Genomic DNA, 26,127 nt, shown 5'->3' on the forward strand with positions numbered 1-26,127 from the left:
CTCGTGGACGGCTGCCACCCACCGCGTGGATCAGGCGGGGTTGCTGTAGACGCGCGCCCCGGCCAGCCGACCGTGCTCGTCGCGGTCGATCCAGACCGTGGAGGCCACGGTGGTGCTCGTGCCGTCAGCGAAGGTGAAGGTGTTGGTGGCCTCGTGCACGAAGTGGTGATCGGTGCCGTAGAGGTTCAGTTCGTCGTGGACGATGCCGGTGAGCTGTTGCCACCCCTGCGCGAGAGCCGTGCGCACGGCGTCGTGGCCCTCAAGGGTGACGGTGCCGTTGTCCAGGACGAGGCGTACGTCCGGCGCCATCAGGGCGACGTACGCATTGGCGTCCAGGGTCTCGATGACCCGCAGCACCTCGGCGAACCAGGCGAGTCCCTGGTCGCTGAGCTGGTTGATGCGCACCTTGTCGAAGTTGGCCATGAAAGGCTTCCGTTCTGCCGCGCCGGTATGGGGCCGGCTCAGCCGAGTTCGATGACGACCTTGCCGAACAGTCCGGCGGAGGTCTGAGTGGTGTAGGCAGCCGGGGCGTCGAGGAAGTCGATCCGCCGGTCGATCACCGGGTGGATGTCGTGGGTCTCGACGAAGTGCACGAGGTCGTCGTGCATGGCTCGGCTGCCGACCGCGACACCACGGATGCGCGCCTGCTTGCCGAGCAGGGCGTACCCGTCAAGCGGCTGGCCCGCCACGTCGAACAGTCCGAGGGTGGCGACCTCGCCGCCGGGCGCGAGCGCGGCCAGGGCCTGGGACATGATCGATACGCCGACGATGTCGACCACCTTGTCCACGCCGCCGGACAGCTCGAACACCGCCTGGCCCCACTGGGGTTCGCTGGCGTTGTTCACGAAGCCGTCGACACCGAGCCGGACCAGGGCCTCGCCCGTCGCGTCCTCCCGGACGGCCGCGTACACGCGGGCGCCGGCGGCGCGGGCGAGCTGCAGGGCGAACAGCGACACGCCGCCGCTGCCGATGATCAGGGCGGTGCTGCCCGCGGTGACCGGATGGTCGCCGAAGAGGGCGTTCCAGGCGGTCAGCGCGGCCACGGGCAGGGTTGCGGCCTCCGCGTGGTCGAGGTGCGCCGGCGCCTTCATGACGCGCTCGGCGGGCAGGACGACGTACTCGGCGAGCACTCCGTCCTCCTCCAGCGCGCCCAGACCCAGGCCCATCGCGGCAGGCGGACGGCCGTCGCTCCAGTCGAGCACGTGCAGGTTGGTGACCCGGTCGCCGACACGCCACTGCTCGACCTGCGGGCCGACGGCATCGATCTCACCGGCGACGTCCGAGAGCGGGACCAGGTCACGGCCCGGCAGCCGCCCGAACGGCCCCTTCAGAATCAGCTGGTCGCGGTAGTTCATCGAGATCGCCCGGACGCGAATGCGCACCTCGCCGGGCCCCGGCACCGGCACCGGCACCTCCTCGAGCACCAGCTTCGCCGCATCGGTCACGTCTGCCGGGAGTATCCAGCGCTTCATCGGTTCTTCCTTCCATAGGTAACTAACTGGGTAGTTACTAGCAGACACCCGATCGCCGAGATTGTCAATAACTGGTTAGTTACTTAAGGTGGGGTCATGTCACGAGACGCCGCTGCCACGCGCAGGAAGATCCTTGACGCCGCTGTGGAGGAGTTCTCCGCACGAGGCTTCGCAGGGGCCCGCATCGACCGGATCTCCGAAGTCGCCGCGGCGAACAAGCGGATGATCTATGTCTACTTCGGCAACAAGGAGGGCCTGTTCAGTGCCGTCCTCCACCATGTGATCGGAACGCTGATCGCCGAGGTCCCGGTCACCGAGGACGACCTGCCCGGCTACGCCGGCCGGATGTTCGATCATCTGCTGACCCACCCCGAGGCGCTGCGGCTGAGCCTGTGGCGCCAGCTGGAACGCCCCGCCATCGGACCGGACGCGGCCGACGTCTACACCTCGAAGGTGCAGGCCATGGCCGGGCAGCACGGCTCCGCGCACCCGAGCGGCCTGCCGGCGACCGACCTGCTCGTTCTCGTCCAGGGCATGGCGGCCAGCTGGCTGATCAGCCCGGTCGACCTCTTGGCCGCCGACGGCGCCGACCCCACCTCGGCCGACCGCCTGGCCACCCACCGGGCCGCCCTGGTCGAAGCCGTCCGCAGAGTCATCACCCCCGACTCACACCCGACCGGGAAGTGACCCGAGGAATATGGATATTGCGCTGCATCTGCCCAGGTTCGACGTCCCCGGCGGCCCCCAGGCGCTGCCTTCCGTACTGAGCGCCACCGCCCGCGCCGCCGACGAGGCGGGCTTCTCGGCGCTGACGCTGATGGACCACTGGTTCCAGATGGAACAACCCGGAACCACCGCCTTCGACCCCATGCTCGAGGGCTACACCACCCTCGGCTTCCTCGCCGCCCAGACCCAGCACCTGTCCCTGGGGCTGCTGGTCACCGGCGTCACCTACCGCCACCCCGGCCTGCTGGCCAAGACCGTCGCCACCCTGGACGTACTCTCCGGCGGCCGCGCGATGCTGGGCATCGGAGCCGCCTGGTACGAACGCGAGCACCGCGGCCTCGGCGTCCCCTTCCCACCCGTACCCGAACGCTTTGAGCGCCTGGAAGAAACCCTGCAGATCTGCCGGCAGATGTGGGGCGACGACACCGGCCCGTACACCGGGCTCCACTACCGGCTCGCTGAAACGATCTGCTCACCGGCCCCTGTCCAGCAGGCGGGACCGCCCATCGTGATCGGGGGCATGGGCGAGAAGAAGACGCTGCGCCTGGTCGCACGCTACGCGGACGCCTGCAACCTGTTCGCCTTCGACCCTGGCGAGGTCGCCCACAAGCTCGACGTCCTCGCCCGCCACTGCGACACCGAGGGTCGGGACCCCGCCGAGATCAAGAAGACCATCATCGGGCACTTCGACCCCCTCGCCGACATCGACGCCTTCCTGGCCGCCATGCGGGAGTACGCCGAACTCGGCGTCCAACAGGTCTGGGTCAACCCCTCCGGCCCCGCCCCCGCCGACTGGACAGCCCGCGTCGGAGAGCAGGTCCTGCCCAAGCTCCGCGATCTGTGAACCGTCTCCCGGCACGTGTCATCGCTCTGGTGGAGGTCGGGGATGCTGTCGGTCGTGCGGCAGGCGCTCTTCGACCGGCTCAGCCCCGAACAGCAGAAGTCCCTCGGCGAGATCACGAAGATCGTCGCCGAGGGACTTCAGCCGTGCGAGGCGGGTGCGGATCTGCCCTGGTTGCGCTGAGTCGCTACAGGGCCCTCCGGGCAGATCCATCCGGTGCGTGGTGACGCGGGTCAGTGCGCCATGACCGGGATGTCGACCGCGTCGTCGGCGCCCTTGCCGTCACCGGAGGCGACGGCCGTGGAAGTGCCCGGCGCACCGGTGTTGATGAAGGTCAGCGCGATGCCCGCGGCGAGCACCAGGATGCCGACCGCCCACCAGGTGGCGGTGGAGTAGCCGTCCACCTGCGCCTGTAGCGCGAGCAGCTTCTGCGCGGCCGGGGTGGTCGCGTCGGCGGCGTGCGCGGTCAGGTAAGCCGTCGTGGCCGAGGCCGCGATGGTGTTCAGGAGAGCGGTGCCGATGGCGCCGCCGACCTGCTGCGAGGTGTTGACCATCGCGGAGGCGACACCGGCGTCACGCGGCTCGACACCGTGCGTGGCCAGGGAAATGGCGGGCATGAAGGCCGTACCCAGACCGAGACCGAGCAGCATCAGCGCCGGCAGGACCAGCGTCGCGTACGAGGAGCCGGTCTCCATCTGGGTCAGGAGCAGCATGCCGACCGAGGCGACCAGGAAGCCCGGGCCCATCAGGAGGCGCGGGGCGACCCGGGTCATGAGGCGGGCGCCGATCTGCGTGGAGCCCACGATCATGCCCGCGATCATCGGCACGAAGGCGAAGCCGGTCTTGACCGGCGAGTAGTCGTGGACGACCTGCAGGTAGTAGGTGAGGAACAGGAACGTGCCGAACATCGCGATGGTGGCAAGACCCAGCGAGAGGTAGACACCGCCGCGGTTGCGCTCGGTCGGGACGCGCAGCGGGAGCAGCGGGGCCTTGACCTTGGACTCGACGAGCAGGAACGAGGCGAGCAGCACGGCCGAGGCGACGAACATGCCGATCGTCAGGCCGTCGGACCAGCCGGCGGACTCGGCGCGGGTGAAGCCGTACACCAGGGCGACGAGACCCGTGGTGGACAGGAGCACACCGGGGATGTCGAGCGAGGAACGGTTGCGGCCCTTGGCCGGCTCACGGATGACGAAGTACGCACCGGCGGCGGCGATGATCGCGAACGGGACGTTCACGAAGAAGGTCCAGCGCCAGTCCATGTACTCGGTGAGCAGACCGCCGAGGATGAAGCCCACGGCGCCACCACCACTGGCGATCGCACCGTAGATGCCGAAGGCCTTGGCGCGCTCCTTGCCGTCGGTGAACGTCACCGCGAGCAGGGACAGCGCGGCCGGCGCGAGCAGTGCGCCGAAGACACCCTGCAGGGCGCGGGCGCCGAGCATCATGGCCTCGCCGTTGGCCGCGCCGCCCAGGACGGAGGCGGCGGCGAAGCCGATCAGACCGGTCACGAAGGTGCGCTTGCGTCCCCACAGGTCGGCGATGCGTCCGCCGAAGAGGAGCAGACCGCCGAAGGCCAGCGCGTAGGCCGTGACGACCCACTGGCGGTTGCCGTCGGAGATGCCCAGGTCGGCCTGGGCGGAGGGCAGTGCGATGTTCACGATCGTCGCGTCGAGCACGACCATGAGCTGTGCAAGGGCGATGAAGACCAGGGCCTTCCAGCGCTTGGGGTCGAGCCCGGTATCGGGCTTGAGAGCTGTTTCGGACATGGGAGTACCCACCTCGGTATTTCTTGAAATTTCGCGCGCGCACGACAGCGCACGATGAAGGGAAGTCCTTGGGCGCCCACTGCGGTCGGTATGGCGCTGGAACGGCGTGAGCTGACCGCTCGCCGTCGTGTGGACGAGCTTCGGGAGGAGGCCGGCCGTATCCAGGCCGAGCTGGTGGTGGCCGAGCAGGAGTGGAACGAGTGGATCATCACCCGTTCACGCGTCGACGAGGTGCTGCCCCCGGAAGAGGGAGGCGCCCCCGACCATCCACGAGCTCCAGGCCGACGGCCGGCTCTCCGACCAGGACCTGGCCGACCGGGTCCCGCTCTCGCCTTCGCCCTGCCTGCGGCGGGTCCGGCGGCTGGAGCAGGCCGGCCTCATCCGCGGCTACACCGCCATGGTCGACCAGGTCGCGTACGGCCGCCCGATCACCGTGTTCGTCCGGACACGGCTGGAACGCCACACGGCGGACGCGGTCCGGGTGTTCGAGGAGCACGTCGGGGTGATCGAGCACATCCAGGACTGCTACCTGATGGCTGGCAGCAGCGACTACCTGCTCCGGGTGGTGATCGAGAGCCTGGAGGCGTGCGCGGCCCTGGTCCGCAAGCGGATCCACGCCATCCCCGGCATCGCCTCGATCGAGTCGAGCTTCGCCTTCGGCAGCGTGAAGCAGTCGAGGATCTGCCCGACTCCGGCGTGACGCAGGGCCCCGCGGGCCGGCCTCAGGCGCGCAGCGGCCAGCAGGGGTCGCCGGTGAGCGTGGCCAGGTCGGCGTCGCCCTCGGAGTCGGCCGCCCAGGCGATGTAGCCGTCCGGGCGGACGAGGAGGGCGCCGGGCAGTCCGGCCGCCGGCTCGGCGCGGACGGCGCCGAGGCCGGTCGGCAGGATCCCGGCCGTGTCGAGCAGGACGGGCCGGCCGTCGTGGAACAGCGAGGGGTCGAGCCCGGGGGCGCGGTGGCCGGCCAGCGGGTGGCCGCCCGGCAGCTCGTAGGAGTGCGCGAGCCCCGACATCTGCCCGGCCAGGTGCCGGTTGGCCTCGGGGAGCCGGAGCAGGTCCGTGAAGACCTTGCGCAGTTCGACGACGTCCTCGGCCGGGCGGGGGTCGGCGAAGACCCGCTGCGCCTGGGTGATGTGCACGACCCAGGCGCCCGCCGGGTGCCGCTCGGCGTGGTACGTGTCCAGAAGCTCCGCCGGGGCGCGGCCGCGCAGGACGGCGGCGGCCTTCCAGCCGAGGTTGAAGGCGTCCTGCACGCCGAGGTTCAGGCCCTGGCCGCCGAACGGCGGGTGGATGTGCGCGGCGTCGCCGGCGAAGAAGACGTTGCCGACCCGGTAGCTCTCGATCTGTCGGGTGGCGTCGCCGAACCGCGAGGCGTGCGCCACCTCGGCCAGTACGGTCTCCTCGCCGTACACGGTGCGCAGTTGGGCGGCGATCTCCTCGAAGGTCACGGGCCGGTCCTTGGCCGCGTCCGTGCCGTCCGTCCTGCCGCTGGTGAACCGGTAGCGGTCGCCGCCCGCCGGGACCAGCATCACCCAGTCCTCGCCGACGTAGCGGGTGAGCGTGCTGGCGTGCCCGATGGCCGTGGGCACGTGCTCGGAGGCCGACTTCAGGCGCACGTCGGCGAGGACCGCCGTGTACGTGCCCGGCCGGCCGGGGAACGGTACGTCGAGCAGTTTGCGGACCGTGCTGTGCCCGCCGTCGCAGGCCATCAGGTAGCGGGCCTCGAACCGCCGACCGCCGGCCGTGACCACCACGCCTTCGTCGGACTGCGCTACGGCCGTCACCGGGGTGTCGCGCAGCACCGTGACGCCGAGGGAGAGGGCTCGCTCCTCCAGCACCGCCTCGACGTCCCCCTGGGGGATGGCGAGCGGGTGGGGGTGGGCCGTGTCCCACGCGGTGTAGTCCAGCGGCACGGGGAGCAACGCGAAGTGGCCGCCGCCGCCCGGCTCGCGGGTCAGTGCCCGCTCCTTCATCGGTTCCAGCAGGCCGCGCAGCTCGAAGAGCTCCTGAGTGCGGGGCTGGAGGGAGCCGCCCTTCATCTGCGCGACCCGCTCGGGCAGGCGCTCGATCACCAGGGTCCGCACGCCCGCGAGCGCCAGCTCGCAGGCCAGCGTCAGGCCGGTGGGTCCGGCGCCCGCCACGATCACTTCGGCCGTTTCGGCTCGCTCGCTCATCGTTCCTCCAAAAGTCGCCTAGGTGCAAAACTAAACCGTGAGGTAAATGTAAACCAGGTGCAGAAATTTTCCAAGTGCAGGTTTCTTGGTAGCGTGCGGGCATGACTGGGCTGCGGGAACGGAAGCGGGCACGGACCCATGCCGCGATCTCCGAGGCGGCGATCGCGCTCTTCCTCGAGTACGGGTTCGACCAGGTGTCGGTGGCGCAGGTGGCCGAGGCGGCCGAGGTGTCCAAACGGACCCTCTTCGCCTACTTCCCCACCAAAGAGGACCTCGTCATCCACCGCTTCGCCGACCACGAGGACGAGGCGGCCCGGGTGGTACGGGGCCGCCCGCCGGAGGTCGGGCCGCTGGCGGCCCTGCGGGACCACTTCCTCGCAGGGCTGCGGGACCGCGATCCGATCACCGGCCTCAACGACCTGCCGCAGCTGCTGGCCTTCAACCGGCTGGTCCAGGAGACGCCGGCGCTGGCCGTGCGGGCGGTGGGTTTCTTGGAGAACTCCCGCCGCGCGCTGGCCCTGGCCCTTCAGGAGACCGCGGACGTCCCCGCACTGACGGCACGACTGGCCGCCTCCCACGTGGTCGGCACGCACTGGCTGCTGTCCCGTGACAACGTCGACGCCCTGTCGGCCGGCGCCTCGGCGGACGACCGCTACCCCGAGGCGGTAGCGGACGCCGAACACGCCTTCGCCCTCCTGGCCGAGGGGCTGGACGGGCGCCTCTGAACAAAGCCCCCGATCGGCGCGGGGCCGCCCGGCGGGACGGGGCGGCCCCGCGCCATGGACGCCATGAGCAGCCGCGACCCCGACGTGCCCGACCCACGCCATCGCCGACGGACCGGCCCGCCCGTCCCTCCGCCCCGGCCGGTCCGCGGGCCGCGCGGCCTGCCGCCGCTGGGGAACCTGCCCGCCTTCCAGCGGGACCCGCCGGGGTTCCTGTCCCGCCTGCGCGACGAGTTCGGGGACGCCGTCACCTGGTCGCTCGGGCCGCGGCGCAGCCTTTTCGTCTCCCATCCCCGGCGCATCGCGGAGCTGCTGGCCGCCCGGGAGGGCACGTACGAGATCCTGGAGATCGGCAGGGTCCCGGGGTGACTCCCGGTCCTTACCTGTCGCGCGAAGGAAGGCGGGGTGCCCTTGAACGGTCGCCATCTCTCCGTCGCCGACGCGGTGGCCCGCGAAGGCGGCCGCGATCCCAGGCCGGCGGGCATCACCCTGCGGGCGGGCGGCGCGCGCGACGGCAGGACCAAGGAGTGCCCATCACCATGCGGCCTGCCGGCAGAGAAGGCCCTCACCGTCAGGGGCGTACCGACGTTCCTCGATCCGTTCAGCCGCCCGAATCCGTCCGGAGCCAGGGGAGCGGGGTCAGTAACATCGCCGAGGCCGGCAGCTGGCGTCAGCCGCAGACGGGACCGGCAAGGCCCCCGGCCGGCTCCGTGACGGTTAGGCGTCGGCGCCTGAAGCGCTGGGCGGTATGAATGCGACCAGCGCCGGGCGGGGCGCCGCCGACCTGGCCTCCTCTGTGCCGCCGCGGTGGAGCTGCTAGCGGGCGCGGCTGTGGAACTTGTCGCGGGCGCGCAGACCCTCTCTGAAGACCTACCTGCACCTCAAGTCTGCGCACGGTCACGGAGCAGGAGGGGGTGCCCAGGGGAGTCGTAGGGGCCTCCGGTCCGTCCCGCGCCGGGTGACAGGGCGCGTTCGAACGCGGTGTCGCCCCGTGTCCAGGTCGCCCGGGCGGCAGAGGCTTGACTCCGGCAAGTGTGAGTGGTTAAGTACTCACATGAAGACGGAGCGACGCCAACTATCTACAGCCGACGAGCGCCGGGAGACGGTGCTGCGCACCGCCATCGGAGCCTTCGCGGCCCGGGGGTACTTCGGGACCACCACCACGGAGGTGGCCAAGGCCGCCGGCATCTCTCAGGCCTACGTCTACCGTCTCTTCCCGAACAAGGAAGCCCTGTTCACCGCGGTCGTCGAGCACTGCTTCACCCGGGTCCGTGCCGCTCTCGAAGTCGGTGCGGCAAAGGCCGAGAGCAGCTCGCCCGAGGCGGTGCTCGCCTCGATGGGTGATGCCTATGCCCGCCTGATCAGTGACAACGATCTGATGCTGGTCCAGCTGCACGCCCAGGCGGCGGCGGTGTCCGAGCCGGCCGTCCGTGAGGCGGTCCGGGCGGGGTACGCCCGCAGCGTCGAGTATGTCCGCAGCGCCTCGGGGGGCAGTGAGCAGCAGGTGCAGGAGTTCTTCGCCGTCGGCATGCTCTGTCACCTCCTGGTGTCCATCGACGCAGAGGCGATCTCCGCGCCCTGGACTCGCACTCTGACGGCGGGGATCACGCACTACTGACACGCCCTCGACAGGCGGCCGCACGTGTCCGCGGGCCGGCGGCCGCTTCTTCTGTACCTAAAAAGTGAGTGTTCGACCACTCACTATCCATCGATCTTTCTCCCAGATTCGAGGTTCATGATGACGAGCAAGCCCTACCTGACCGGTCATTACGCCCCCGTCGCCGATGAGATCACCGCGACCCAGCTGACCGTGGAGGGGACCGTGCCGACCGAACTGACCGGCCGGCTGATCCGCAACAGCCACAACCCCAAGCCCGGCATCACGCCCTCCCACTGGTTCAAGGGCAGCGGCATGGTGCACGGCATCCGGCTGAACCAGGGCCGCGCCGAGTGGTACCGCAACCGGTGGGTCCACACCCCCGCCCTCGACGGCGCGCCCTATATGACCGACCGGGGACCGGACCTGACGGTCAGCACGGCCGGCACACACGTCATCGAACACGGCGGACGGCTGCTGGCTCTGTCGGAGGCGGCACTGCCCTTCGAGCTGACGGCTGATCTGGAGACGGTGGGCGCCTACGACTTCGGCGGCAAGCTCACCTCCGCCATGACCGCCCACCCCAAGGGGGACCCGGCCACCGGTGAACTGCACTTCTTCGCCTCCTCCCCGTTCCCGCCATTCCTGATCCACCACGTCGCCTCCGCCGACGGCCAGGTGCTGGACAGCCAGGAAGTGCCTGGCGCGAGTGCTGCGCTGAAGCACGACTTCGCGATCACCGAGAACTACGTGATCTTCCTGGAGGGCTCGGTGACCTTCGATCCCGCCGAACACTCCGGAATCCCGTACAGCTGGAGCGACGCGCAGGCCACACGGATCGGCGTCATGCCGCGCGGAGCCGGCGGCGCCCGGCGGATCCGCTGGTTCGAGATCGCCCAGGGGTACGGCATGCACTTCGCCAACGCCTACGAGGACGCCTCCGGACGGATCGTCGTCGAGGGCCCCACGGTGGGCCGCGAGGGCTGGCAGCGCTCCTGGAACTGGTGGGTCGGCGCCGAGGACCGAGGTGCCGAACCGAACTCCGGTTCCCGAAGCCGTCGTTGGACCGTGGACCTGGCCGCCGGGACCGTCCGCGAACAGCAGACCGACGACCTGACCGTGGAGTTCCCCACGATCAACGACAACTTCACCGGCAGTGAGCACCGCTACCAGTACGCGCTGTCGTTCCCCGACGACCTCGGAATCGGCAATCACACCCTGGTGAAGTACGACCGCACCACCGGTGGCCGCCAACTGCTGCCGTTCGGCACCGGCCAACTCCCCAGCGAGGCGGTCTTCGTCCAGGCGGACGGCACCACCGGCGAGGACGAGGGATACCTCCTCACCATCGTCAGCGACCTCAACGCCGACGCGTCGAAGCTACTCGTCCTCGACGCCTCCGACCTCTCCGTGCCCCCGATCGCCACGATCCATCTCCCGCGGCGGGTGCCCGCGATGATCCACGGCTCGTGGATCCCCGACACCGCCCTCTGACAGGCGTCCACACCTCCGGCGTCCGCCCCCGCATACGCCCCGCCTCGCCCGTGACAAGGAGCCTTCCCATGCACAACTCCCACGCCCACGCCCACACCCACACACCCACCTTCACCGCCACCGTCACCGAAGCGGTGCTCCCCGGCGTGGTCGACCCGGATGGCATCCAGGTGCGTACCCGGCCCGCCGGCCCGGCCGGCCCCGGGCAGGTCGTCCTGGCGATGGAGGCCGCCGGAGTCTCCTTCGCCGAGCAGCAGATGCGCCGCGGCAAGTACTACGACCAGCCGCCCTTCCCCTTCGTCCCCGGCTACGACCTCGTCGGACGGGCCGTCGACGTGGGCGAGGGCGTACGCGGCGAGCTGCTGGGGAGACGCTTCGCCGCACTGACCAAGACCGGGGGCTGGGCCAGTCACGTCACCGTCGACGCGGGCGACCTGACCGAGGTGCCCGAGTCCGTCGACTCCGCCGAAGCGGAGACCTTCGTGGTCAACGGCATCACCGCCTGGCAGATGCTCCACCGCCTCGCCAGGGTTCAGCCCGGCCAGATCGTCCTGGTGCACGGCGCGAACGGCGGCGTCGGCTCCACCCTCGTCCAGCTCGCCCGCATCGCCGGCGCCCGGGTCGTCGGCACCGCATCGGCCACACACCACGACGCCGTCCGGGCTCTGAGTGCCATTCCCGTCGACTACCGGGCCCCCGATCTGGAGGACCAGTTGCGCGGCCACGCCCCGCAGGGTTACGACGCGGTGTTCGACCACGTCGGCGGCGAGGGCATCCTCGCCTCTTACCGCCTGCTGGCCGCCAAGGGCACCCTCGTCTCCTACGGCACCGCCTCGACCCGCGACGTCCAGGGCTCGTCCAAAGCCCCGGTCCTCAAGCTGTTCACCCGCCTGATGCTGTGGAACGCCCTCCCCAACGGCAAGGGCGCCCACTTCTACAACATCTGGGCCGGGCGGCGCCGGCTCGACACCTTCCGTACCAAGTTGCGCGCCGACCTTGCCCAGGTCCTAGCCCTGCTTGCCGACGGTGCACTCGTCCCCCAGGTCGCCGCCCGCGTCCCGCTCACCGAGGTCGGCGAAGCGGTTCGGCTGGCGGAATCCGGCACCGTGGTCGGCAAGGTCGTCCTGGTGCCATAGCAATACGACACCCGAGGCCCACGCCCCCGACCCTGCGATCCCGCGGGGGAGGGGGCCGTCGCCGCTCGGCCCAGTCCAGCGGGTCACCGAGCTCACCTCCGGCCTGAACGTCCTGCCTTCGAAGACGAAGCGGGCAAGGCGGAACTGGTTGAACAGATCCTCGGCGAGCCGCTACCGCCGAGTGCCACGATCTACCCGCCCTTCCTCAACGGACCATGGCCTGAACCTCGACCTCGCCGAACGCGTCGTCGCGCGCCAAACCTGACAAATATATCCAGGTGGGCGATCAGCCCGACGTCCAACGAGACCTTGCACCGACATGACGTAGGTCTCGGGAACTCCGCCCTGCGGATCGACAGCTGACTGAGGTGACCACAACCATGCGCGCGCGCATTCGAGCGGGGGATCCGCAGGCCTTCGCGGAACTCTTCGACGAGTACGCCAAAACTGTCTACAACCATGCCTACCGGCTGACGGCCGACTGGGGGTCGGCTGAGGACATCGTGTCGGCGACGTTCATGGAGGCCTGGCGTGGCCGCCTGCGCCTCGACGCGGAGGGCGGCAGTGTGCGCCCGTGGTTGCTCGGCATCGCCACCAACCTCGTTCGCGCCCAATCACGGAGCAACCGCCGCTACAAAGCCGCTGCCGCCGCAGCCGCCGCCCATGCCGCCGGTCTCGAAGGAGAGACGGCTGTGGCCGATCACGCAGACGAAGTCGCGGGTCGCCTGGACGACCGTAAGCGCTTGGCCGCCACCGCGCAGGCGCTCGCGGCGCTGCGGCGCACCGAACGGGAAGTGCTGAGCCTGTGCCTGTGGCAGGGCCTGGACTACGCCGCGGCCGCGCAGGTCCTGGGCGTCCCGGTCGGCACGGTGCGCTCCCGGCTCTCCCGGGCCCGTAAGAAGCTGAAAAAGCTCGCCGACGCACAACTCCAGACCGAAATTCGGGAACCCCGGGCGACAAAACAGCAGATAAGGGGAGACCGCACGATCGCGGCCCGGTCCGCACAGGAAGGAACCCGGTGAACATGCGCCAGCCACGTCCGAGCAAATCCCGCCGCACGCCTGACGAATGGCACGAGGGCGAGCACCTGCTCTCCCTCGAGGAAGCCGACCTCCCCGCAGGCCGCCATGCCTTTCACAAGGAAGAACTCATGACTTTCATCCAGCAGGAGACTCAGGGCGCTTCGGCCACCACGCCTGCTCCTCCTGTCCCCGCGCCCGCCCGCCGCCGGGTCCTGCGTCCCTTGTCCGTCCTGCCCGCCGCCGCGTGCTCGCTCGCCGTCCTCGCCGCGGGCGTCCTCACCCTCACCGGCAAGGGCGGCACCGGCGACGAAGCGGTGGCGGGGCCGCCGCTCACCGCGACGGTCGGCACCGGGACCAGCTCGGGTGTCACGCAGCTCCTGGACCGGATATCCCTGGCCTCGAACAAGGCGCCGCAGGTGAAGGTCGGCGCGGGCCAGTACGTGTACGTCGAGAGCCGGGTCGGCACCACCTACGAGAAGACGGTCGACAACAAGACGACCCTGGCCAGCGACGGGATCCACCGCCGGCAGATCTGGAACTCCACCGACGGCACCGAGGGCTGGCTCATCGACCCGGCCGTCACCCCGCCGGGTGGTGAGAAGCTCGACCGCACCAACGAGAACGGCACGAACGAGCCCGCGTACCTCAACGCGCCCACCTACGACTACCTCGCCACCCTGCCGACCGACCCCGAGACTCTCCTGAAGGAGATCTACAAGGAGACGAAGGGCAAGGGCAACAACCCCGACCAGGAGGCCTTCACCACCATCGGCGACCTGCTGAACGAGTCCCTGCCGCCCGCCGAGCTGAACACCGCTCTGTTCAAGGCAGTCGGCCAGATCCCCGGTGTCGTCCAGGTCAAGAACGCCGTCGATGCCGTCGGCCGTCAGGGGATCGCCGTCGCCCGACTGGACGAGACCTCCGGCGCCCGCACGGAATGGGTCTTCGACCCCAAGACGTATGCCTACCTGGGCGAGCGCACCATCCAGGTCCGGCCCAACGGGGGCGACTCCGGCCTCATCGAGCCCGGCACCGTTCTGTACACCGAAGCCGTCATCGTCCGCCAGGCGGTCCACGCGCTGAAGGAGGTTCCCTCCTCCGGGGTGTGACGCCCAAGGACGCCCTGTGAGCCCTTTGGGCGTCACGGGGCATCTCGGCGACACGAGTCTTTCGGGGAACAGGATTCGGCCGCTGCATGAGGCGGCGCACAGGGGAGTTGAACGCGTGCGGGGCAGCCGCGGCCTGTGCCCCGGCGCAGGGAGGGGTGAGGCCTCCGCGAAGGCGGACGGCATCACCCGACGGAGTCACGACAGCCTGAGGACGAGGCCGCCGGACGCTGCGGTCACAGGACCGCGTCGCCGCCCACAGTGGCGTTGGGCCGGTTGATGAGTTCGATGACCTCGTCGTTGGGCCCGAAGATGAAGGCGGCCTGGAAGGTCATCGGAGTGTCGCCGCGGGTGCGGACGGAGAACGGGCCGCCCATAGGACGGGCGCCGGCCTGCACGGCCTGCTCGTACAGGGCGGGCACGTTACGGGTACGCACCGCGAGGTGGACCACCGCGGCGTTCTCCGCCCGAGCGGCGTCGCTGGGACGGCGATGCGCATCCAACGGATAGGGCGAACCGCCCGGAGGGGTGTCGGCGGGGCTGAAAAGCTCGATCAGCCTGTCGTCACCGGCGTCGAGGAAGGCCGCCCGATGCACTCCGCCTGCGCTCCACTCCTGCACGAAGCGGAAACCCAGGCCCCTGGTGTAAAACTCCACGGAGGCGTCGAGGTCGTACACGCGGATCGCGATGTGGTCAAGTCCCTGGTTCAGGCTCTGGTCGGCCATGGCTCTCTCTTGGGGCGAGGTCCGGATAGATCCGGGCGAAGCGGGTGGAGGAAGCGGTGGACCGGGTGCGGGATCCCCTGAGCTTGCCGCACCCGGCCGGTCACCTGGCGCCGAGGGCGTCGAGGACGGCCTGGGCGGTGGACACGCTGGACTGGGGGTTCTGGCCGGTGATGAGGTTGCCGTCGTGCACCACGGTGTCGCTCCAGGCGGCGCCGGTCTGCAGGATCGCGCCGCGCTCACGCAGACGGCTCTCCACGAGGTACGGGGAGTTGTCGCCGAGGCCGCCCTGGCGCTCCTCCTCGTCGGTGAAGGAGGTCAGCCTCCGGTCGGCGAAGGTGAACGTGCCGTCCTCGCCGGTGGCGCTCAGCAGCGCCGCGACCCCGTGGCACAGCGCCGCGACGACCTTGCCCTGGGCCTGCGCGTCGTTGAGCAGGCGCCCGAGGTCGGGGTCGCTGTCCAGGTCGGCCATCGGAGCGTGGCCGCCGGGGAGGTACACCGCGTCGTACTCGCCGGCCTGCGCCCGGGCGATCGGCAGCGGGTGCGCGAGCTGGTCGGCGAGGTTGTCGAGGTAGGCGCGGAACTCCTTCGCGTCCTCGGCCGAGACACCGCCGCGCTCGTCGAGGCTGAGCTCGTCGACAGTCGGCCGCACGCCGCCCGGCGTCGCGAAGACCACGTTCACACCGGCGTTGGCGAGAGTCCGGTGCGAGGCGGCGACCTCTTCGGCCCAGTAGCCGGTGGGGTGGGAGGAACCGTCAGCCAGGGTCAGCGTGTCCGCGCCGGAGACGACCATCAGGATCTTCGACATGTTGAGAACTCCTTGTTGATGATGCGTGGATGAGACGTGGGCGTGCGGGCGGTCCACCGACAGGACCGCCGCTGATGCCGGAGGGGCGGGCGACCGGGGCATGGTGCCGCCGGCTCTCCCCTGCCGGATCTCAGGGGGTGAGGGAGTTGAGGGTGCCGCCTTCGACCTTGAGGGCCGCGCCGGTGGTGGCGGAAGCCTGGGCGGAGCTGGCGAAGACGATGAGGTCGGCGACCTCGGAGGGGCGGATGAGACGCTGGAGGAGGGAGGTGGGGCGGAAGTCGGCGATGAACTGGCGCTGGGCCTGGTCGAAGGTCTCCGCGTCGGGGATGAGGGCGGTGATGTACTCCTCGATGCCCTCGGTGTGGGTGGGGCCGGGCAGGACGGAGTTGACGGTGACGCCCGTACCGGCGGCGGCCTTGGCGAGGCCTGCGGCGACGGCGAGGAGGGCGGTCTTGGTGACGCCGTAGTGGACCATGTCCAGGGGGGTGTCGACGGCGGTCTCGCTGGAGACGAAGACGACGCGTCCGAAGCCGCGTTCCATCATGCCGGGCATGTACTGGCGGGCCAGGCGGACGCCGCTGAGGACGTTGACGTCGAAGAAGTGCCGCCATTCGTCGTCCTGGATCTCCAGGACGGGGGTGGAGGCGAAGATGCCCGTGTTGTTGACCAGGACGTCGACCTGGGGGACGGATTCCAGGAGGGCCTGGGCGCCTTCCGGGGTGGTGACGTCGGCGGCGACGGTGACGAGGTCGGCGCCGGGAACACGCTCGCGGATGGTGTCGGCGGCGGCCTTCAGGCGGCCCTCGTCGCGGCCGTTGAGGACAGTGCGGGCGCCGGCCCGGGCGAACGCCTCGGCGGTGGCGAGGCCGATACCCATCGTGGAGCCGGTGACCAGGGCGGTCCGGCCGGTGAAGTCGATCTGCATGATCATCCCTTGATCTCGTGGCGGGCGGGCGCCCGTCGTTCCGTCTCGTTGGAGCCCCTTGAGACGGATCGTTCTCACTCATAATGAGACGGAGCGTTCTCTCTGTCAATCTCGCAGGAAAGAACGGTCCGTCTCGAAGTCGGCAAGGCCGACGCCACCCCCGCGTCGGCCGTTGATGAGGAGAGGTCAGGAGGGGTGGTCCGCGTGTCCCGACGTTCCACGGCAGACGCCGGCGGCACATCCTGTCGACCGCCTGCGTCCTCTTCTCCTCGCGATGGCGTTCTGCCCGTGCTCCTCGGTGGCCGTGTGGCGAAGAGGGAGTGCGGGGTGCACTGGAAGGCGACCGAGATCTCGGTGACGCGGCGGCCCGGGCGTTGCCGGTCTACAGGTAGAACGACACGCTCGCCCATTGGCGGTTGCCGACCTCCAGCTTGATCGCCGTGTCGGTGTCGGTGTCGGTGTCGGTGTCGGTCCGGGAGGGCGGGGCGAGGCCTCCTCCAGGTAGTCGACTACCTTGGCGCCGCCCTGCCGGCCCGCCGTGTACTGGGCGGGTTCGGCGGCGGCTTTCAGGCCGAAGGGCTGCTGCACTGCGCCTGGGACCTTGGTCTTCTCGGTGGCCAGGGTGATGGCGTCGAAGGAGGCGGGCTCCTCTATCGCGATCAGCGCCCCTGGATGTTGCGCGGTCGTGCGTCAGAGGCCGCACGTAGCGCCCATCGTGCACGTAATGCACATTGATCTTGCGTCCGTTTTGCGTCTCACGCGCCGCTGACCTGCTGTTTCTCCGAGTGTGCGTGATGGGCGTCACGTGCGTTGGGTGCGAAATCTCGACGCATGTTCGACGCACGTGACGCACGTTTGACGTACGGGCGGGGCGGTTTCTGGCGGGACGTCATGCGTGATGGGTGACCGCCGGGCGGAGCCCTCGGCTGGGTGGCTGATCCCGATCCGGTGGCCGCGGTGGACGGCGCCAAGGCGCCGTCGCCGGTGGAGATGCGGCGGCATGCGTCCGATCGGGTTTCGCGCGTTGACAGGCAGGATCGGCTATCTGATGCTTTAATCAGTTCTGTCGATGTGGTCAGTAGGTGTAGGTGGTCACCTTCAGGTGCCGCCATGTCATCCCTTACCTGGCCTCATGGGAAAGTCGGCGCCGGCTGACGGCATGGGCGCCTGATCCCGAGGAGAAGTGCCATGAGTGAGAAGGATCTGCAGGCCAGGTTCCAGAAGCTGCCTGAGGCCGTCCGGGAGAAGGTCGACTCGGCGCTGGCGGACGCGAAGATCGCGCTGAAGGTGCGTATCGCCGAGCTTCTGGCCGACAAGGAGGAGATGGCCGAGCACGCCGTCACCACTGCCGGCCGGATCGGCGCCAAGAGCGGCGAGGTGTCCGAGCTGACGACCATCCTGCCGCTGAAGCCGGACGGCGCGAAGCAGCTGCGGAAGTTCTTCAAGCTGGTCGGTGGGAACCTGGCGGGCGCAGGTCAGGTCGGCACGCTGCACAACATGCGGTTCGTGTTCCTGGAGAACGACACGAAGCTGCTGTTCGCGACCGCCTTCGACGGCGAGTGGGACCCCTACATCGACGACTTCGCCACCAAGATCCCCGACTTCATGGACTACCTGTTCAGCAACGTCGAGGGATGGCCCGGTATCACCTCGCCGGACGTGAAGGAGTTCATCGTCAAGCACCAGCTCCCGGCGGAGGCGTGGTACGTCGCGCACCCCGAGCTCACCGTCGCGGAGGCCGGTCGGCTCAAGCGGCAGGAGGCCGCCGTACAGCGGTTCCTGTCCGATCTCAACTGACGGCAGGCGCGCCATGCCTTCTCCGCTGTTCCGGCGTCTGCGCCGTTCGCCCACGCTGGACCTCGACGACATCCAGGCGACCCTGCTGCGGGCCCGGCCCGAGCCCTACTTCGGTACCCACGCGATCCTGGAGATCACCGAGGCCGCAGGGGGCAGGGAGCTGCTGCGCCGGCTGGCCCCGCGGGTGACCTCGGCGGCCCGCTGGGACGAACCGCAGCCGTCCTGGCTGGCCCTCGCCCTCAGCTACCAGGGGCTGGTGGCGCTCGGCGTGCCGCAGGAGTCACTGGCCTCCTTCCCTGCCAACTTCCGTGCCGGGATGGCCGCCCGCGCCGAGCGGCTGCGGGACACCGGAGCGAACGCCCCGGATCGCTGGGAGTTCCCGTTCGGCACCCCGCGCGTGCACGTCGCCGTCACGGTCTACGCCGCGAGCGAGGACGACTGGCGGGCAGAGGTCGCCGCCTACGAGAAGGAGTTGGGTGAGGTCCCGGGGGTACGGCTGCTGTCGCACCAGGACTTCGCGGCCGACGGGTTCAACGTCTTCGGATACCGGGACGGCTTCAGCCAGCCGGTGGTCGAGGGCAGCGGCGCCGAACCGCTGCCCGGCGACGGTCGCCCGATCAAGGCGGGCGAGTTCGTGCTCGGCTACCCGAGCGAGACAGGTGTACCGCTGCCCGTGCCGGCCCCGGACGTCCTGGGCCGCAACGGCACGTACGTCGTCTTCCGCAAATACCACTCCCACGTCGCCGCCTTCAACAAGTGGCTGTACGACAACGCCGGCACCGAGGCCGAACGCGAACTGCTGGCCGCCAAGCTCGTCGGGCGCTGGCGCAGCGGCGCACCGCTGGCCCTGGCCCCGGAGCGCGACGACCCGGCCATCGGTGAGGATCCGAACCGGATCAACGACTTCGACTACTCCGGCGATCCGCGCGGTCTGCGGACCCCCCTCGGCTCCCACATCCGCCGGATGAACCCGCGCGACACGAAACTGACGGTCCTCACCGACGTCAACATCCGCCGGATCGTCCGGCGGGGCACCTCCTACGGCACCCCGCTTCCCCCGGACCGGCTGAAGGACGACGGCAAGCCGCGCGGCCTGGACTTCATCGCCCTCGGCGCCCGCGCGATCGACAACGTCGAGTTCCTGCAGAGCGAATGGGTCGGCTCCGGCAACTTCATGGGCCTGGGCAAGGAGAAGGACCCGATGATCTCGCTCCAGGACAAGGGCGCCTACTTCACGGTGCCCGGCACCCCGCCCCGCCGGGTGCGGAGCATTCAGTCCTTCAACACCCTGCTCGGCGGCGAGTACTTCTTCATGCCCGGCCTCTCCGCCATCCGCTGGCTCAGCGGCATCTGACCCGAACCCTTCGCGGAGGCACCCATGACCTCGTACGTCTCCTACCGGCCCGACCTGGAACAGCCGTTTCCGAACGAGGAGGAACTGATCCGCCAGGTCGTCGAGGCCATGGGCAAGGCCAACCAGCAGGTCGCCGACAAACACCGGCACGGCCTGCGCGACGCCCATGCCAAGAGCCACGGCGTCCTCGCCGGCGAACTGCGCGTCCAGCCCGACCTGCCCGCCCACCTCGCTCAGGGCCTCTTCGCCGAACCGGCCACCTACCCGGTGATCGTCCGCTTCTCCTCCGCCCCCGGCGACCTGCGCTCCGACCAGGTCCCCGTGCAGCGCGGCCTCGCGATCAAGGTGATCGGCGCACCCGGCCCCCGCGCCCTCGACGACGGCTTCACCACCCAGGACTTCCTCCTGGTCAACCACCCCACGCTGCCCTTCGGCGACATCGCCGAGTACGCCAAGCTCCAGGACCTGCTGGAGAAGCAGCCCCGCCAGAGCGACCAGCAGCTCCAGCTCACCGGCGCGGCCGCCCGCGTGGCCACCAAGATCCTCACCCGGGCCGGACGCCCGCTCCCACCGGCCGTCGAGACCCTGGCCGCCGCCAACGACCACATCCTCGGCGAGACCTTCCACTCCATGGCCGCGCTGCGCTACGGCGACCATGTCGCGAAGATCTCCGCCGCGCCCCGCTCGGCGAACGCGAGAGCCCTCACCGGCAGCCGCGTCGACAGGAAGGCCGGTGAGTCGGCGCTGCGCGACCTCGTCGTCGACTTCTTCGCGCACGGCAGCGCCGAGTACGACATCCGCGCCCAGCTGTGCACGGACGTCGAACGGATGCCTGTGGAGGACGCGTCGGTCCTGTGGCCCGAGGAACTGTCCCCGCACGAGACCGTGGCGGTGCTGCACCTGCCGGCGCAGGACGCCTACAGCGACGCTCGCCGCCGCTACGCCGACGACGCCCTGTCCTTCAGTCCCTGGCACGCCCTGGAGGCCCACCGTCCCCTGGGTTCCATCATGCGGTCGCGCCGCGCCGCCTATCCCGCCTCCAGCGACTTCCGCCACCGTCTCAACGGCATCGAGCCCGAGGAGCCGTCCGACATCAAGGAGCTTCCCGCCTGATCAGGCAGGCCGGTTCGTGGATGCGGCTGCGGATCGTGCAGCGGCTCGCGTGCCAGAATGGTGGTGCCCGTCTTCCGTCCGGTCTCATCGAGGTTCCTTCCGTGCCCCAGCCCGTCGGCCGCGTGCCGCAGCGACGCAACGCACGGTCCAACCGGGCGCGCATCCTGGCCACCGCCCGCCAGGAACTCGGGCGAAACCCCGACACCACCCTGGAGGAGCTGGCGCGCGCCTCCGGTGTCGTCAGGCGAACGCTCTTCGGGCACTTCCCCGGACGTGCGGCGCTCCTGGAGGCGCTGGCCGAGGAGGCCGCCGAGGCCCTTCAGGGCGCCGTGGCAGGCGCGGCGGAGGCGGCGGAGCCGGCCGAGCGGGCGCTCGCGCGCTTCTCGTTGGCGATGTGGCCGGTGGGAGACCGGTACCGGATGCTCCTGGCGCTCGCCCAGCGGGATCTCGGCGTCGCAAGGGTCGCCGAGATCCTCGAACCCGCCCGTGTCAGGGCGACGGCCGTCGTGGAGCGGGGCCAGCGGGACGGCGTCTTCCACTCCCATCTGCCGCCCGCGGTGCTCAGCGCCGCTCTGGAGGCGATGACGGTCGCCCTGCTGGAAGAGGTCAACACCGGGGCTCTCGAGGACGACGGCACCCGGGTCGCCGTCACCACGCTCATCGCGGCCGGCGTGCCGGAGGAGCGGGCGCGCGTTGTTGTGGAAGAGGTGGCGGCCTCGGCCGCCCCGGAGGCCGGCGGCGACGGCTGAGCCGCGGCCCGGCCGCCGGCGCGGAAGTTCGAGCGGACCCGGTGCCAAGGCGCTGCCCCCGGGCGCGTTCCTGCCCGGCGCACCCTCTCCGTCGCACCGGGAAGTCCCCAGCCGGGGGGCCACTCGGTTCTTCCCGGCCGAACACCCTGGACGCACGCAGCAAGAGGACGGTGCCGGCTGTCCCTTCCGACACCGTCCGGGGCCGTGCACCGCTCAGGCACGGCCCGTCCTTGGTGGAGGAGGCCGGAACGCTGTCCGGCCTCCGGTCGGCGGCCATGGGCCGCGGTCATGCCCTGGGGTTCAGGCGGCGCCCACGGTCTCGGTCTGCCTCGCCGTCCCGTCCGTCTGCTCCTGACGGTGCTTCGCGACGCGCTTGCGGCCGGGCAGGACGGCGATGACGATCAGCGTGCCGGCGGCCATGATGACGCCGCCGATGAGGCTGGTGTGGGCGATGGAGTGGGCGAAGGACTCGTGCACCGCGCCGAGCAGGGCCTGGGCCTGTTGGGCGCCGCCCTGGGGGTTCAGGGCGACCTGTTCGGCGACCGCGATGCCACCGCCCACCGAGTCCTTGGCGGTGTCCATCGCGGCGGCCGGGAGGTGGCCGCCGACGAGCTCGGTCAGCTTGTCCTTGTAGGACGTGGCCAGCAGCGAGCCGAGGACGGCGATGCCCAGGGCGCAGCCGAGCTCCAGCGCGGTGTCGTTGGCACCGCCGCCGACGCCGAGCTCCGATTCGGGGAAGGCGCCCATGATGGTGTCGGTGGCGGGGGACAGGCTCAGGCCGATCGCGAAGCCGAGCAGGAGCAGGGGCGTCAGGAAGTCTGAGTAGGTCGAGCCCGACTCGATCTGTGTGAGCAGGAGGACGCCTGCCGTTCCGATGGCCATGCCGGTGCCGACCATCAGCTTCACGCCCAGCTTCGGGGCCAGCTTGCCGGTCACCGCGGCACCGACGAAGACGGCTCCGGCGAGCGGCAGCAGTCGTATGCCGGTCTCCAGCGCGTCGTAGCCGAGGACGAACTGCAGGAACTGGGTGGAGTAGTAGATCGAGCCGAAGGTTCCGAAGAAGAAGAACAGCACCGCGAGCATCGAGCCGCTGAAGGGGCGCTCCTTGAACTTCCGCACGTTCAGCATGGGGTTGGGGTGGCGCAGCTCCCAGACGACGAAGGCCGCCAGACTCAGGCCGGCGAGCCCGGCGGCGGTGATCGGGCCGGTGCCCCAGCCGAAGTGCGGGCCTTCGATGGTGGCGTAGACGAGGCTGCCGACCGAGACGATCGACAGCAGACCGCCGCCGTAGTCGATGCGGCCCATGCCCTGCGCCTTGGACGGCGGCACCAGTACCAGCGCCCCGACGACGCCGAGGACGGCGATGGGCACGTTCATGAGGAAGGTGGAGCCCCAGGCGTGGTCCTGCAGCAGCCAGCCGGCGGCCAGCGGCCCGGCGGCGATGGCGAGGCCGGAGGTGGCGCTCCAGGCCGTGATGGCCTTGGCGCGCTCTGCCCTCGGGAAGATCGCGACCAGCAGGGAGAGGGTGGCCGGCATGACCACGGCGGCGCCGACGCCCATGATCGCGCGGGCGGTGATCACCAGGCCGGTCTCGTCGACCAGGCCGCCCATGACCGAACCGGCCGCGAAGATCAGCAGGCCCAGGACCAGCGCGCCGCGGCGGCTGTACTTGTCGCCGATCGCTCCCAGTACCAGCATCAGCGCCGCGTACGGGACGGTGTAGCCGTCGATGACCCACTGCAGGTCGCTGCTGGAGAGTCCCAGGTCCTGCGTCAGGTCCGGCGCGGCCACGACGAGCGACGTGTTGGCCATCACGACGATCAGCAGGCTGAGACAGAGCACGAGCAGGGCCCACCAGCGGCGTGGGTAGGGCTCGGTCATCTTCTCGGCGGGTGTGTTGGCAAAGAGCGGCATCGGGAGCTCCTCGGCGGGGGTGAAGCGGATGCTTCGGTGCGGGGGATCGGTGAGGGGGATCGGTGCGGGCGGGGCCGTCGGGGCCGTCGGGGCCTGCGAGGCGCGACCGGCAGTTAATTGCCCATCCATGTGCAGGTTAGTTAGTTGCTCATAGATGTGCAACTATTGACGTGCCGGCCCGCTGGAGGGGTGTCCGCTGGGCCTCCGGGAGTGCGGGAACGCCGGGACCCGGCCCCGAGGGGGCGGCGCCTGATCGTCGTCGCCGCTTCTATGGCGGCATTGCTGACCGGTGGCGTCGCGGTCGACCGGATCGCGGCGGCCCGTGCTTGACGGCCTGAAGGCCTCCGGATGTGCCGACAAGGCTCACGCCGGCCGTGTCGGGGCGACCGCGTTCCTCTCGTACGGTGATGTGTCGGGCGCGCTCGGCGTGCGGGTGTCACCGGGTGGCGAGCCGGGGCGGATCAGTGCGACGGCCGTTCTGCCGGTCGCCGGCGACGTCACCGTGAGTGCGGCCGTCTCGGCGGCGACGGGCGACCGCATCGCCTTCACGGACGTCCGCACCGTCCGGGGCGAGCTGCTTCCTCCGCCGAAAACCCTGCTGGACAGGGCCCTGGAAGATCCCATCCCGCTGGAGAACGTCCCCGAGGGGCTGCACTTGCGGTCCGTCACCATCACGCGGGACGGAATCGATGCCGCCTTCATCGGCCGTTCGGTCGCCTTTCGGCGAGGTTCGTCCGCCGCCGGGTAGGAGTGGTCGTCTCAGGCGGGGCCGGGGAGGGGGCGCCGGGCCACCTCGTGGGCGTCGTCCGGTGGTACGCCCAGCATGCGCAGGACCATCTCGGCCAGGTTCGCCGCGGCCTCGTCACCGTCCAGGTCGGGGCGCGCGAACCTCAGCTCCACCAGGGACAGCAGGGTGCCGCCCAGTGCGGACAGGGCCACGGTCGGGTCGACCACGGTGAAGCGGCCGGAGGCCGTGCCGACCTCGATGTCACGCAGCGCCCGCCGGGCCAGGCCGTTGTCCGAGTGGATGTGACCGAGGCCCCGGCGGCGCAGGACCTGCATCAGTTCGGGGTGGGAGTCGGCCATGCGTGCGCTGAGGCGGAAGCCCGCCGCGACGAGCTCCGCGGGGTCGTCGATCTCCGCCAGGCGCTGGTCGAAGTTCCGGCCGTACTCCTCCAGGGCGTCCACCACCGCCGCCTCGAACAGCTCGGCCTTCGACTCGAAGTGGTTGTAGAAGGAGCCGAAGCCCACGTCGGCGCGCTCGGCGATCGCCTGGATGCTGATGCCGGTGTCCCCGCTGTCGGCGAGTATCTGCCGGGCGGCGCGAACGAGCGCGCTACGGGTCTCGGCGCGACGTCGCTCGAATCGGTTGCTGGGCGGGGCTGACGTAGGCATGCGCCAAGTCTAACCGCGCAGACGATGACGACTGCAGTTCTGATGAATCCATCATTTCCCGCCGGGAACGCCTTGACGACGGAACTGTCAAAGTTGATGATTTCCTCATTACGGCAATGTTGCTCGGAGGGCACCATGTCTGAGACCCGCGTCCACGGGGCCGATGCCAAGACGGCCCACCAGGACCTGCACAGCGAACGGGGAGCCCTGCGGGGCGAGCATCCCGGCCGCTCCCGGAATCCCGTGATCAAGGTCGCGGACCTGGCCTGGCTGGAGTTCGAGAAGCCCGACCTGGGGCAGGCCGAGGTCTTCGCCCGGGACTTCGGCTTCCAGGTCGCCGCGCGCACCGCGAGTGAGCTGTGGCTGCGCGGCACGTTCGCCGGCTCGCCGTGCATGGTGATCCGGCGCGGGCGTGCGTCCCGCTTCATCGGCCCGGCGTTCCGCGCGGCGGAGCGTCCCGATCTGGACCGGCTGGCGCGGGCCACCGGGTCCGACGTGCGTGACGCGGACGTGCCCGGCGGCGGAAAGGCGGTCGACCTGCTCGATCCGTCCGGCTTCCCGGTGCGGGTGGTGCACTGCGGCGAGCAGCTGCCGGCCCTGCCCGAGCAGCGGCCGCTGCTGCTCAACTTCGGCACGGATCACCGTCGTACCAACGCCACGCAGCGCCCGCCGCGCGAGCCGTCCCGGATCCAGCGGCTGGGCCATGTCGTCCTGGAGACCCGTGTGTTCGGCCGGGCCCTGGACTGGTACCTGGACACGCTGGGGATGATCGTGTCCGACTTCCTCTTCCTGGACGGGCAGCGCGACCGCGGCCCGACCATGGCGTTCATCCGCTGCGACCTCGGCAGCGTGCCGGCCGACCATCACACGCTGGCCATGCACCTGGGGCCGGGGACCGGCTATGTCCACTCCGCCTACCAGGTCACCGACCTGGACGCGATCGCCGTCGGCGGCGAATACCTCAAAGAGCGCGGATACCAGCGCAGCTGGGGCGTCGGCCGGCACATCCAGGGCAGCCAGCTCTTCGACTACTGGCGTGACCCCGACCGCTTCATGCTGGAGCACTTCGCCGACGGCGACCTGTTCTCCCGCGACGTCGAGCCCGGGTGGGCGCCCATGTCGACCAGCGGTCTTGCCCAGTGGGGTCCACCGGCCACGCGCGACTTCCTCGGCGCGAGTCCCTCCCCGCAACGGGTCCGCGACGTCATCCAGGCCCTGCGCGGCGACAACGAGATGGACCCGGCGCGTCTGCTGGGCCTGCTCAGAGCCGCCAAGTCCTGAACCCTCAATCCCC

Annotated in this window: 25 protein-coding genes and 4 pseudogenes; 19 read left to right on the plus strand and 10 right to left on the minus strand. The window is 70.3% G+C overall.

The features are described 5' to 3' along the window. Positions 1 to 30: 30 nt before the first annotated feature. Together KV205_RS15745 and KV205_RS15750 are read right to left on the minus strand one after the other, a co-directional pair. Positions 31 to 423 (minus strand): nuclear transport factor 2 family protein, encoded by a 393-nt coding sequence (locus KV205_RS15745; RefSeq protein WP_265864981.1) that lies wholly within the window; start codon positions 421 to 423, stop codon positions 31 to 33. Positions 424 to 461: 38 nt separating this feature from the next. Beyond that, positions 462 to 1,472 carry an NAD(P)-dependent alcohol dehydrogenase gene (locus tag KV205_RS15750; RefSeq protein ID WP_265864982.1) on the minus strand — a complete coding sequence of 337 codons (1,011 nt, stop codon included), beginning with the start codon at positions 1,470 to 1,472 and terminating at the stop codon, positions 462 to 464. 96 nt (positions 1,473 to 1,568) lie between these two features. On the opposite strand from KV205_RS15750, the gene KV205_RS15755 reads away from it, so the two are divergent. The 3 genes and pseudogenes from KV205_RS15755 to KV205_RS15765 form a co-directional block, all read left to right on the plus strand. Then, positions 1,569 to 2,159 carry a TetR/AcrR family transcriptional regulator gene (locus KV205_RS15755; protein ID WP_265864983.1) on the plus strand — a complete coding sequence of 197 codons (591 nt, stop codon included), beginning with the start codon at positions 1,569 to 1,571 and terminating at the stop codon, positions 2,157 to 2,159. A 10-nt stretch (positions 2,160 to 2,169) separates the two neighbouring features. After that, positions 2,170 to 3,042: an LLM class F420-dependent oxidoreductase gene (locus KV205_RS15760; RefSeq protein ID WP_265864984.1), complete on the plus strand. Its 873-nt coding sequence runs from the start codon at positions 2,170 to 2,172 to the stop codon at positions 3,040 to 3,042. 39 nt (positions 3,043 to 3,081) lie between these two features. Beyond that, a pseudogene (locus KV205_RS15765) lies at positions 3,082 to 3,222 on the plus strand (MarR family transcriptional regulator); the annotation flags it as partial. Positions 3,223 to 3,272: 50 nt separating this feature from the next. Here the strand turns inward: KV205_RS15765 and KV205_RS15770 are convergent. Beyond that, complete coding sequence (locus KV205_RS15770; RefSeq protein WP_265864985.1) at positions 3,273 to 4,808, minus strand: MFS transporter; 1,536 nt, start codon at positions 4,806 to 4,808, stop codon at positions 3,273 to 3,275. Between the two features lie 127 nt (positions 4,809 to 4,935). On the opposite strand from KV205_RS15770, the pseudogene KV205_RS36545 reads away from it, so the two are divergent. After that, positions 4,936 to 5,139: pseudogene (locus KV205_RS36545) on the plus strand (AsnC family protein); the annotation flags it as partial. Positions 5,140 to 5,205: 66 nt separating this feature from the next. Then, positions 5,206 to 5,508 carry an Lrp/AsnC family transcriptional regulator gene (locus KV205_RS15775; protein WP_265865098.1) on the plus strand — a complete coding sequence of 101 codons (303 nt, stop codon included), beginning with the start codon at positions 5,206 to 5,208 and terminating at the stop codon, positions 5,506 to 5,508. Between the two features lie 22 nt (positions 5,509 to 5,530). Here the strand turns inward: KV205_RS15775 and KV205_RS15780 are convergent, their stop codons facing one another. Further along, positions 5,531 to 6,979, minus strand: coding sequence for an FAD-dependent monooxygenase (locus KV205_RS15780; protein ID WP_265864986.1), 1,449 nt, complete (start codon positions 6,977 to 6,979; stop codon positions 5,531 to 5,533). Between the two features lie 101 nt (positions 6,980 to 7,080). Between KV205_RS15780 and KV205_RS15785 the strand changes: the two genes are divergently transcribed. The 8 genes and pseudogenes from KV205_RS15785 to KV205_RS15820 all read left to right on the plus strand — a co-directional run bounded on the left by KV205_RS15785 (position 7,081) and on the right by KV205_RS15820 (position 14,059). Then, positions 7,081 to 7,704 (plus strand): TetR family transcriptional regulator, encoded by a 624-nt coding sequence (locus KV205_RS15785; protein ID WP_265864987.1) that lies wholly within the window; start codon positions 7,081 to 7,083, stop codon positions 7,702 to 7,704. A 63-nt stretch (positions 7,705 to 7,767) separates the two neighbouring features. Continuing rightward, positions 7,768 to 8,070 carry a hypothetical protein gene (locus tag KV205_RS15790; RefSeq protein ID WP_265864988.1) on the plus strand — a complete coding sequence of 101 codons (303 nt, stop codon included), beginning with the start codon at positions 7,768 to 7,770 and terminating at the stop codon, positions 8,068 to 8,070. A 685-nt stretch (positions 8,071 to 8,755) separates the two neighbouring features. Further along, on the plus strand, positions 8,756 to 9,319 hold the full coding sequence (locus KV205_RS15795) for a TetR/AcrR family transcriptional regulator (protein ID WP_265864989.1): 564 nt from the start codon (positions 8,756 to 8,758) through the stop codon (positions 9,317 to 9,319). A gap of 117 nt (positions 9,320 to 9,436) precedes the next feature. After that, positions 9,437 to 10,792: a carotenoid oxygenase family protein gene (locus KV205_RS15800; RefSeq protein ID WP_265864990.1), complete on the plus strand. Its 1,356-nt coding sequence runs from the start codon at positions 9,437 to 9,439 to the stop codon at positions 10,790 to 10,792. A 68-nt stretch (positions 10,793 to 10,860) separates the two neighbouring features. Beyond that, complete coding sequence (locus KV205_RS15805; RefSeq protein ID WP_265864991.1) at positions 10,861 to 11,928, plus strand: medium chain dehydrogenase/reductase family protein; 1,068 nt, start codon at positions 10,861 to 10,863, stop codon at positions 11,926 to 11,928. A 37-nt stretch (positions 11,929 to 11,965) separates the two neighbouring features. Continuing rightward, positions 11,966 to 12,187, plus strand: a pseudogene (locus KV205_RS15810) (hypothetical protein); the annotation flags it as partial. Positions 12,188 to 12,308: 121 nt separating this feature from the next. Further along, positions 12,309 to 12,950 carry an RNA polymerase sigma factor gene (locus KV205_RS15815; RefSeq protein WP_265864992.1) on the plus strand — a complete coding sequence of 214 codons (642 nt, stop codon included), beginning with the start codon at positions 12,309 to 12,311 and terminating at the stop codon, positions 12,948 to 12,950. A gap of 2 nt (positions 12,951 to 12,952) precedes the next feature. Beyond that, positions 12,953 to 14,059, plus strand: a complete 1,107-nt coding sequence (locus KV205_RS15820) for a CU044_5270 family protein (protein ID WP_265864993.1) — start codon at positions 12,953 to 12,955, stop codon at positions 14,057 to 14,059. A 233-nt stretch (positions 14,060 to 14,292) separates the two neighbouring features. Here KV205_RS15820 and KV205_RS15825 read toward each other — a convergent pair whose 3' ends face one another. The 4 genes and pseudogenes from KV205_RS15825 to KV205_RS15840 all read right to left on the minus strand — a co-directional run. Further along, on the minus strand, positions 14,293 to 14,781 hold the full coding sequence (locus tag KV205_RS15825; protein ID WP_265864994.1) for a VOC family protein: 489 nt from the start codon (positions 14,779 to 14,781) through the stop codon (positions 14,293 to 14,295). A gap of 100 nt (positions 14,782 to 14,881) precedes the next feature. Beyond that, a complete protein-coding gene (locus tag KV205_RS15830) occupies positions 14,882 to 15,586 on the minus strand; it encodes a type 1 glutamine amidotransferase domain-containing protein (protein ID WP_265864995.1) in 705 nt (234 codons plus the stop codon). Positions 15,587 to 15,716: 130 nt separating this feature from the next. Further along, on the minus strand, positions 15,717 to 16,511 hold the full coding sequence (locus tag KV205_RS15835) for an SDR family NAD(P)-dependent oxidoreductase (RefSeq protein WP_265864996.1): 795 nt from the start codon (positions 16,509 to 16,511) through the stop codon (positions 15,717 to 15,719). A gap of 264 nt (positions 16,512 to 16,775) precedes the next feature. Next, a pseudogene (locus tag KV205_RS15840) lies at positions 16,776 to 17,177 on the minus strand (glucose-6-phosphate dehydrogenase); the annotation flags it as partial. A 522-nt stretch (positions 17,178 to 17,699) separates the two neighbouring features. Between KV205_RS15840 and KV205_RS15845 the strand changes: the two are divergent. The 4 genes from KV205_RS15845 (at position 17,700) to KV205_RS15860 (ending at position 21,524) form a co-directional block, all read left to right on the plus strand. Beyond that, complete coding sequence (locus KV205_RS15845) at positions 17,700 to 18,308, plus strand: hypothetical protein (protein ID WP_265864997.1); 609 nt, start codon at positions 17,700 to 17,702, stop codon at positions 18,306 to 18,308. Between the two features lie 13 nt (positions 18,309 to 18,321). Continuing rightward, complete coding sequence (locus tag KV205_RS15850) at positions 18,322 to 19,662, plus strand: Dyp-type peroxidase (protein ID WP_265864998.1); 1,341 nt, start codon at positions 18,322 to 18,324, stop codon at positions 19,660 to 19,662. A gap of 24 nt (positions 19,663 to 19,686) precedes the next feature. Next, positions 19,687 to 20,775: a catalase family protein gene (locus KV205_RS15855; RefSeq protein WP_265864999.1), complete on the plus strand. Its 1,089-nt coding sequence runs from the start codon at positions 19,687 to 19,689 to the stop codon at positions 20,773 to 20,775. A 101-nt stretch (positions 20,776 to 20,876) separates the two neighbouring features. Beyond that, entirely contained in the window at positions 20,877 to 21,524 is a 648-nt protein-coding gene (locus KV205_RS15860; RefSeq protein ID WP_265865000.1) for a TetR family transcriptional regulator, read from the plus strand. A gap of 300 nt (positions 21,525 to 21,824) precedes the next feature. Here the strand turns inward: KV205_RS15860 and KV205_RS15865 are convergent, their stop codons facing one another. After that, positions 21,825 to 23,438, minus strand: a complete 1,614-nt coding sequence (locus KV205_RS15865) for an MFS transporter (RefSeq protein ID WP_265865001.1) — start codon at positions 23,436 to 23,438, stop codon at positions 21,825 to 21,827. A 322-nt stretch (positions 23,439 to 23,760) separates the two neighbouring features. Between KV205_RS15865 and KV205_RS15870 the strand changes: the two genes are divergently transcribed. Further along, positions 23,761 to 24,186: an LmeA family phospholipid-binding protein gene (locus tag KV205_RS15870; RefSeq protein WP_265865002.1), complete on the plus strand. Its 426-nt coding sequence runs from the start codon at positions 23,761 to 23,763 to the stop codon at positions 24,184 to 24,186. Between the two features lie 11 nt (positions 24,187 to 24,197). Here KV205_RS15870 and KV205_RS15875 read toward each other — a convergent pair whose 3' ends face one another. Continuing rightward, positions 24,198 to 24,833: a TetR/AcrR family transcriptional regulator gene (locus tag KV205_RS15875; protein ID WP_265865003.1), complete on the minus strand. Its 636-nt coding sequence runs from the start codon at positions 24,831 to 24,833 to the stop codon at positions 24,198 to 24,200. 135 nt (positions 24,834 to 24,968) lie between these two features. Between KV205_RS15875 and KV205_RS15880 the strand changes: the two genes are divergently transcribed. Beyond that, positions 24,969 to 26,114, plus strand: a complete 1,146-nt coding sequence (locus tag KV205_RS15880) for a VOC family protein (protein WP_265865004.1) — start codon at positions 24,969 to 24,971, stop codon at positions 26,112 to 26,114. The last annotated feature ends 13 nt before the right edge of the window (positions 26,115 to 26,127 follow it).

It is taken from the genome of Streptomyces sp. SKN60, from assembly GCF_026236535.1.
Taxonomy (GTDB): domain Bacteria; phylum Actinomycetota; class Actinomycetes; order Streptomycetales; family Streptomycetaceae; genus Streptomyces.